Annotated in this window: 3 protein-coding genes and 1 pseudogene; all 4 read right to left on the bottom strand. The window is 75.0% G+C overall.

What is annotated here, in order from left to right; genetic code table 11:
• Positions 1-29: 29 nt before the first annotated feature.
• Positions 30-443 (bottom strand): YybH family protein, encoded by a 414-nt coding sequence (locus ACFWW9_RS44610; RefSeq protein WP_390389466.1) that lies wholly within the window; start codon positions 441-443, stop codon positions 30-32.
• Positions 444-455: 12 nt separating this feature from the next.
• On the bottom strand, positions 456-665 hold the full coding sequence (locus ACFWW9_RS44605; RefSeq protein ID WP_390389464.1) for a DUF5988 family protein: 210 nt from the start codon (positions 663-665) through the stop codon (positions 456-458).
• Between the two features lie 10 nt (positions 666-675).
• Positions 676-6,957 (bottom strand): annotated as a pseudogene (locus ACFWW9_RS44600) (type I polyketide synthase); the annotation flags it as partial.
• A 40-nt stretch (positions 6,958-6,997) separates the two neighbouring features.
• Positions 6,998-8,853, bottom strand: a 1,856-nt coding sequence (locus ACFWW9_RS44595) for an acyltransferase domain-containing protein (RefSeq protein WP_390389461.1), incomplete at its 5' end; no start/stop codon positions are given.

Here is an 8,853-nt window from a genome sequence, read left to right as displayed (position 1 = left end):
GCACCAGGGTCGCCGCCCGCCTCCGGTGGTCAGGCGGCCGAGCCGCCGTAGGCGTTGTCGATGATGTAGCGCCACCTGCCGTCCCGGCCGCGCCGCAGCACGTCGGTCCCGGTGCCCGACAGGTGGACCTCCTCGCCGGTGGTCGACGTCCCGGAGATCTCCCAGTCCACGATGACCAAAGCGGTGTCGCCGTTCACGTAGGTGCCCTTGGTGCGAGCCCTCATCGGCAAGCCCATCGCCAGGAACTCGGCGACGTTCGCCCGTCTCGCGTCGCCGGCCAGCGGCGGTTCGCCCGGTTTCCACACCGAGACCGCGTCGGGGCTGTACATCCGCTCGATCGTGTCCTGGTCGCCCGCGTTGAAGGCCAGCACGAACAGTTCGGTCAACCTGCCGAGGTCGTCGGTCGGCACCTCGTCGGTCGGCTGCCGGTCGGTGGTCGTCATTCCGCCCATCCCCTACTCAGCGATCTTGGTCTGGTCGCACCAGCCGAACACCGGCATGTCCCCGGTGTCGCCGGGGAGCCGCTCCCCGGTCGCGGCGAAGTGCTCGTACCCGTTGCCGTGCGGCACTTTGATCTTCTCCGCCAGGTCGGCCACCCGGCGAATGCGGTCGGCGGCGCCCAGGTGCGTCGGTCCGCCGACCAGAATCACGGTGATCTCTTCCATCAGAACCCTTTCAGCGCAGGCTGTCCGCGTCCGCGCGGGGGAAGTAGCCCGCGCCGGTGAAGAAGTCCGCGTACTTCGCGAACAGGTCGAAGGTCATCGGCGGGCACTCGATCCCGGTGCCCGCCAGCGCCTCCTCGGTGGCCGTCACGTCGAAGTCGGGATAGGCGCCCTCGCCCGCCGCCGCGATGGCCTCGAAGGAGTCGAGCAGCGGTTGGAGCGCGTTGTCCCGGTCGGCGCGCACGCGGGCGCTCCAGGTCTGCCGGTCCAGCTCCGGCAGGGCGTGGCCCAGCGCCCTGAGGTGCTCGATCATCGCGCCGTAGGTGAGGCCGTCGGGGTTGGACAGGTGGAACGTCCGGTCCGCCGCGGCGGCGTCGCGGGACAGCCGGGTGATCGCGCCGCTGGCGTAGTCGACCGGCACGAGGTGGAACCGTCCGGACAGGCCCGCCGGGACGGCGCCGCTCTGCAGGATCCCCTTGAGCCCCAGCCAGACGAAGTCCTTGGTCTGGCAGGCGCCGTTGACCTGGTCGCCGGACACTACGTCGACCCGGTAGACCGACACCGGCAGGCCGCGGTCGCGCGCCAGTTCGATGATCCGCTCGGCGACCCACTTGGTCTGCCGGTAGCCGTTGGACAGCACCTCCGGCGGCCCCGCGATGTCGTCCACCCGCAGGGGTGCGCCGGGTTCCACGGGCTGGTCGAACACACCGGTGGAGGACACGAAGTGCACCGGCACGCTGCGGTGCCGCGCGGCCAGCCGCAGCACCTCCTCGGTGCCGGTGACGTTCGCGGGCTTGAGCGCCGTGTACGGCTGGAGCCAGTTCACCGTGGCGCCCGCGTGGTAGACGACGTCCACGGTGCGGGCGAGCGAGTCGAACGCCTCCTCGCCCAGTCCGAGCCGGGGTTCGCCGAGGTCGCCGGTGTGCACGACGACCCTGGACAGGTCGACCTGGTCGTCGATCCGGTACCAGCGCAGGTTCTCCGCGATCCGCTCCAGGCCCCGCCGGGGGTCGGTGGCGCGAACCACGCAGTGCACGGTCGCCGACGTGGTGGCCATGACGTCGCGCAGCAGGAACGCGCCGAGGAAACCGGTCGCGCCGGTCAGCAGCACCTCGCCGGGGTCGGGGGCGAACCTCACCACCTCGGCGGCGGGCCGCACGTCGTCGGCCAGCACGACCTCGGCGGCGAAGTCCACCCCGACCCGCTCCGACCCCTGCGAGGTCAGCACGTCGAGCAGGTGCTCCACGACCGCCCCCGGCGTCGGGTGGTCGAACACCAGCGTGGCGGGCAACGCGGTCCCGGTCGCCACGATCAGCCGGTTGCGCAGCTCCACCGAGGTCAACGAGTCGAAACCCAGTTCCGGGAACGGCCTCGCCGCCTCCGGCGCCGTGCCGCGGTCCAGACCCAGGACGTCGACGACCTCGACCCGGACGAGGTCGAGCAGCAGGTCGCGGCGCTCCCGCTCGGGCAGCCCGGCGAGCCGGTCGGCCAACGACACCGACGACACCTCGGCGTTGCCCGCCTTCCTGCGCACCGGCACCCGCACCAGCCCGGAGAACAGCGCGGGCACCTGGCACGACGCCCGCACCGCGGCCAGGTCGAGCGGGGTCGCGACCACCGAGGGGAGGCCCGTGGCGAGCGCCGCGTCGAGCAGCGCGGGCCCGTCGGCGGCGGTGATGGCGCGGAACCCGGCGCGGGCGATGCGGGCCAGGTCGACCTCGCTCAGCCCGCCTCCCATGCCCGTGGGCATCGACCACAGCCCCCAGGCGACGGACGTGGTCGGCAGGCCCAGACCGGCGCGGTGGTGCGCGACGGCGTCCAGGAACGTGTTCGCGGCCGCGTAGTTCGCCTGGCCGGGACCGCCGACGGTGGCCGCGATGGACGAGAAGTGCACGTGGTGGGCGTCGGGCGCGAGCCGGTGCAGGTGCCACGCGGTGGCCACCTTGGGGCGCAGCACCGCGGCGAGCCGCTCCGGCGTCAGGTTGGGGAACGCCGTGTCGTCCAGGACACCGGCGGTGTGCAGCACCAGCGAGACCTCGCCCACGTCGTCGAGCAGGTCGCCCAGCGCCGCCTCGTCGGTCACGTCGGCGGCGGCCACCATCACCGCCGCGCCGAGGTCCTCCAGCTCCCGCCTCACGTCGTCGGCGCCGGGCGCCTGAGACCCCCGGCGGCTGACCAGCACCACCGACCGCACACCCCGCTCGGCCACGAGGTGGCGGGCGAACAGGGCGCCGAGCGCGCCCGTGCCACCGGTGATCACGGCGGTCCCGTCGAACGCGCCCGCGTCCGCGACGGTGGTCCTGGCCGCGCGGACCAGGCGGGGGACGCGGGTCCGCCCGTCCAGCGCCAGCTCGGGTTCACCGGTGGCGAGCGCGGCGGTCAGCGCCGGGAGGCCGACCTCCTCCCCGGCCAGGTCCACCAGCACGATCCGGTCCGGGTTCTCCGACCGCGCCGAGCGCAGCAGGCCCCAGAGCGCGGCGGTGCGCAGCGAGGTCTGGCCGTGCGCCGGGGTCGCGCCCGAGGTGAGCACCGCGAGCCTCGTGCCCGCCAGGCGCGGGTCGTCCAGCCAGCGCCGGGTCAGCTCCAGCGCGGCCGTGGTGTCGGCGAAGACCTGGTCCACCAGCGCGTCCGCCGTACCCGCCCCGAAGAACGGGACCAGCACGACGTCCGCACCCGCGGCCGCGACGGCGTCCAGGTCGGCGGCGTGCGGCACCCCCGGCAGGTCGAGGGTGCCGTGCCCGGCGTCGAGCACCACCAGCGACGGCGGGAACAGCGGTGTGGCGGGCACGACGGTCTCCCAGGCCACGTCGAACAGCGCTCCGCGCGCGGCCTCGTGCGGATCGACCGCGACGGACTCCGGCGCGCGCAGCACGACCTCGTCCGCGGTCGCCACCAGGTGTCCGGACCGGTCGGTCAGCCGCAGTGCCAGCGAGGACCCGACGAGCGCCGACCGCACGTGGACCGCCGTCGCGCCGACGGCGTGCAGCCGGACTCCCCGCCACTCCCCCGCGACCAGCCCGTCCGCCCCGTGCGCGTCCGCGGCGGCGCGGACCGCCGCGTCCAGCAGGGCGGGGTGCAGGCCGTACGCCGCGGCGTCGGCCGCCGACTCCTCCGGCAGCGCCACCTCGACGGCGTCGCCGGGGATCTCCGCGACCGCCGCGGGGTGTCCGGCGCTCAGCTCGCCGCGCGCCGCGAGGGTCCACTCCGCCTCCGGTCCGTCCGGCCTGGTGTGGACGCCCAGCGTCCTGCGGCCCGCGGCGTCCGGTTCGCCGACGGTCAGCTGGACGCGCAGGCCGCCCGCGGGCAGGGGCACGGGCCCGACCGGGATCAGCGAGTCGAGCCGGGTGCAGCCCAGCTCGTCGCCGACCCTGATGGCCAGCTCCACCAGCACGGTGCCGGGCAGCACCGCCGCGCCGTCGAGCCACGGGTGGCCGCGGGCCGGGAGGTGGCCGGTGACGACCAGCTCGTCGGAGCCCGCCGGACGGACGGCCGCGCCGAGCAGCGGGTGGTCCAGGCCCGCGAGGCCGAGGGTGTCGAGGTCGGCCTTCGCGCCCGCTTGGTCGAGCCAGAACCGCTGCCGCTGGAAGGCGTACGTCGGCAGGTCCACGACCGGGGCGGTGCCACCGAGGAAGCGCGACCAGTCCACCGCGCCACCCCTGGTGTGCAGCCTGCCGACCGCGCCCACCACCGTGTGCGCCTCGTCCCGGCCGCCGCGCATCGTCGGCACGGTGGCGCCGCCGTCGGTGTCCCCCTCGGCGTCGAGGACGTCGCGGACCGCCGCGCTGAGCACGCCCTCCGGCCCGATCTCCAGGAACGTGGTCGTGCCCAGCTCCCGCAGCGCCCGCACGGCGTCGGCGAACCGCACGGTCCGCTCGACGTGTGCGACCCAGTACTCCGGACTGCCCAGTTCACCGGGTCCGGCGAGCGCGCCGGTGACCGTGGAGACGATCGGCGTGGTCGGTTCGCGGTAGTCCAGCGACGCGGCGACCCGGCCGAACTCCGCCAGCATCGGCGCCATCCTCGGCGAGTGGAACGCGTGGCTCACCGCCAGCCGCTTCGTCTTGCGCCCCGAGGCGGCCAGGGTCGCCGCGACCGCCTCGACGGCGGACTCGTCACCGGAGAGCACCAGGGAGTCCGGGCCGTTGACCGCGGCGATGCCGACCTCGGCCTCGCGGCCCACCAGCAGCGGCAGGACCTCGGCCTCGGTGGCCCGGACGGCCGCCATCGCGCCGCCATCGGGCAGCGCCTGCATCAGCCGAGCCCGCGCGCAGACCAGCGCGGCGGCGTCGTCGGCGGACAGCACGCCCGCCACGTGCGCCACGGCGATCTCGCCGATCGAGTGACCCGCCAGGAAGTCCGGCACCACACCCCAGGACTCCAGCAGCCGGAACAGGGCCACCTCCAGGGCGAACAGCGCGGGCTGCGCGTACCCGGTGCGCCGCAACGCCTCCGCGTCGTCGCCGAACACGACGTCCCGCAGCGGCACGTCCAGGTGCTCGTCGAGCCTGGCCGCCAGGTCGGCGAACACGTCGGCGAACACCGGGAACACCTCGGCCGCGCGGGCCCCCATGCCGAGCCGCTGCGCGCCCTGGCCGGTGAACAGGAACGCGGTCTTCCCGCCGACCGGGGAACCCAGCACCACCAACGGGTTCGGCTCGCCGCCGACCACCGCGCGCAGGCCGGCCTCCACCGCGGCGCGGTCGTCGCCGAGCACGACCGCGCGGTGCGACAGGGTCGACCGGGTGGTGGCCGCCGACAGCGCGACCGACGCCGGGTCCGCGGCGGGGTTCGCGGACATCCAGTCCAGCAGTCGTCCGGCCTGCGCCTCGAGCGCACGGGAGGAGCGGGCAGACAACGGCAGCGCCAGCACGGGCAGCGCCGGACCGACCTCGGCCGGGATGTCCGCCGTGGACTGCTCGGGCGCCTGCTCCAGGATCACGTGCGCGTTGGTGCCGCTGACCCCGAACGCGGACACCGCCGCCCGACGCGGTCCGCCGGTGGCGGGCCACGGCCGCGGCTCGGTCAGCAGTCGCACGGACCCGGCCGACCAGTCGACGACCGGGGTCGGCTCGTCGACGTGCAGGGTGCGCGGCAGGACGCCGTGCCGGATCGCCAGCACGGCCTTGATCAGGCCGCCGATACCCGCCGCCGCGACCGTGTGGCCGATGTTCGACTTCAGCGACCCCAGCCACGCGGGCCGGTCGTCGGGCCGGTTCCGGCCGTAGGTCGCCAGCAGCGCCTGCGCCTCGATCGGGTCGCCTAGCCGGGTGCCGGTGCCGTGCGCCTCGATGAGGTCCACGTCCGAGGTGACCAGCCTGGCGTCCGCCAGCGCGGCCTTGATCACCCGCTGCTGGGACGGCCCGCTGGGGGCGGTGAGGCCGTTGGACGCGCCGTCCTGGTTGATCGCCGAGCCGCGCACGACGGCCAGCACCCGGTGGCCGTTGCGGCGGGCGTCGGACAGCAGCTCCAGCACCACCACGCCGACGCCCTCGGACCACGTGGTGCCGTCCGCCGCCGCGGCGAACGACTTGCACCGGCCGTCCGCGGCGAGACCGCGCTGGCGGGAGAAGTCGACGAACGCCGACGGGTTGCCGTACACGGTGGAGCCGCCCGCGAGCGCCAGCGTGGACTCGCCCTGGCGCAGCGACCGCATCGCGAGGTGCAGCGCCACCAACGAGGACGAGCAGGCCGTGTCCACCGTGACCGCTGGTCCCTCGAAGCCGAGGGAGTAGGCGACCCGGCCGGACGCGACGCTGCCGAGGCTGCCGGTCGTGAGGTAGCCCTCCAGGTCCTCGGGGCCGCCGAGGCCGTGGTAGCTCTGCCCGGCGATGCCCGCGAACACCCCGGTCCTGCTGCCCTTCAGCGCCGCCGGGTCGATGTGCGCCCGTTCCAGCGCCTCCCAGGCCACCTCCAGCAGGACGCAGTGCTGCGGGTCCATCGCGGTCGCCTCGCGCGGCGAGATGCCGAAGAACTCGGCGTCGAACGTCGTCGCGTCGGCGATGAACCCGCTGTTGCGCGAGTAGGACTTGCCGGGGATGCCGGGTTCCGGGTCGTACATGCCGTCGACGTCCCAGCCGCGGTCGGTCGGGAACGGCGTGATCGCGTCCACGCCGTCGCTCACCAGCCGCCACAGGTCCTCCGGCGAGGACACCCCGCCGGGGAACCGGCACGCCATCGCGACGACGGCGACCGGTTCCTCCTTGCGCGACTCCAGCTCGGCGACCCGCTGCCGGGCCTTCTTCAGGTCGGCCGTGACCCACTTGAGGTACTCGACCAGCTTCTCTTCGTTGGACATGGCGGTTCCGCCTCCTCGGGCGTCGGATCGGGTGGGGCGGTCAGCCCGCGGTGCGGCCCAGCTCGTTGTCGATGAAGGCGAACAGGTCGTCCGCGGACGCCTCCGCCAGCAGGGCGCCCCCGTCCTCCTCGGCCGCGGGAGCGGCCGTCTCGGTCCAGCGGTCCAGGATCGTGCGCAGCCGCGCGGCGATCTCGCCGCCGCCGCGCGACGCGGTGGGCAGCAGCGCCTCCAGCCGGTCGAGCTCGGCGAGCACCGGCGCGTCCGGGTCGGCGTCCGCCGGGGCGATGCGCTCCAGCAGGTGGTCGGTCAGCGCGCCCGCCGTCGGGTGGTCGAACACGGCCGTGGCCGACAGCCCGCCGCCCGCCACCGCGGTGAGCCGGTTGCGCAGGTCCACCGCGGTGAGCGAGTCGAACCCGAGCTCCTGGAACGCCCGGTCCTCCTGGATGGCGGCCGGGTCGTCGCGCAGCAGCACCGCGGCGATCTCGGCGCGCACGGCGGCGAGCACGAGCGGACGGTGTTGCGCCACCGGGGTTTCCGCGAGCTTCGCGAGCAGCTCCGAGCGCACGGGCCCGTCGACGGCCTCCTGCCGGTCCTCCTGCCGCGGCGGCACGAGGACCGCGCCGTCGCGCACCGCGGCGATCCGGATGCCCGACGCGGCGAGGGAGGCGGCCGCGGCCGGGTCCGCCCGGTCGGTGTCGAAGTCCACGAGCACCACGCGGTCCGGGTTCTGCTCCCGCGCCGAGCGCAGCAGGTTCCACGCCACCCGCCCGTCGCCGCCCACGGAGTCCGACGGCAGCGCGGGTGCCACCGCCGTGGTGGCGACGACCAGCGTCGTGTCCGCGAGGTCCCACGTCCTGATCAGGTCCAGGGTCTCCCGCGTACGGGCGTAGCGGGCGTCCTGCGGCTCGTCGTCGACCGGTGCGACGTGCACGGCCAGAGGGAGGAGCACGACGTCCGGGACGTGCCCGGCCACCTCCGCGACGCTGGTGAACGCGGGCGCGCCGGGCAGGTCGGCCACGCCGTGGCCCAGGTCCAGCACAGCGACCCGCGCCCCGGCCTCCGGCACCTCCACCCACGTCCACGCGGCCTGGTTGACCGCGTTGTCCACCACCAGCGCGTAGCGCCGCCGCTGGAACGCGTAGGTCGGCAGGTCGACCGGCCGGGCGCCGGTGCCCTCGAAGAACACCCGCCAGTCGACCGGGACGCCCCTGGTGTGCAGGCGGGCCAGGCTCGACACCAGCACCTCGGTCTCGGACCTGCCCCGTCGCGCCGAGGCGATGGCCGCCCGGTCGCGGGTGTCGCCCGACTCGGCCAGCACGGCGTCGGCCATGGCGGTGAGCACGCCGTCCGGGCCCACCTCCAGGAAGGTGGTCACGCCCTGCGCGGCCATCGTCGTGACGGCGTGGGCGAACCGGACCGCGGCGCGCACGTGCCGCACCCAGTAGCCGGGGGTGTCGATCGCGGTGGCGAGCACGCCCGTCACCGTGGAGACGATCGGGATCCTCGGCTCGTGGTAGTCCACCGTCGCGGCCACGTCGGCGAAGTCGGTGAGCATCGGTTCCATCAGCGGCGAGTGGAAGGCGTGGCTGACGGTGAGCCTGCGGGTCCGCCGACCGCGGTTCTCCCACTGCTTGGCCGCGAGCAGCGTCGCCTCGCCGTCACCCGCCAGCACGACCGCGCGCGGCCCGTTGACCGCGGCGACGTCGACGACACCCGCGTGGACGCCGAGTTCGGCGCGGACCTCCTCCTCGGTCGCCTCCACCGCGACCATGGCGCCGGTGCGCGGCAGCGCCTGCATCAGCCTGCCGCGGGCGACGACCAGCCGCGCGGCGTAGTCCAGGGAGAACACCCCCGCCACCTGGGCCGCGGCGATCTCGCCGATCGAGTGGCCCGCCA

The sequence above is a fragment of the Umezawaea sp. NPDC059074 genome (genome assembly GCF_042738955.1).
Classification (GTDB): domain Bacteria; phylum Actinomycetota; class Actinomycetes; order Mycobacteriales; family Pseudonocardiaceae; genus Umezawaea.
This window is presented reverse-complemented; position numbering and strand designations above follow the sequence as displayed.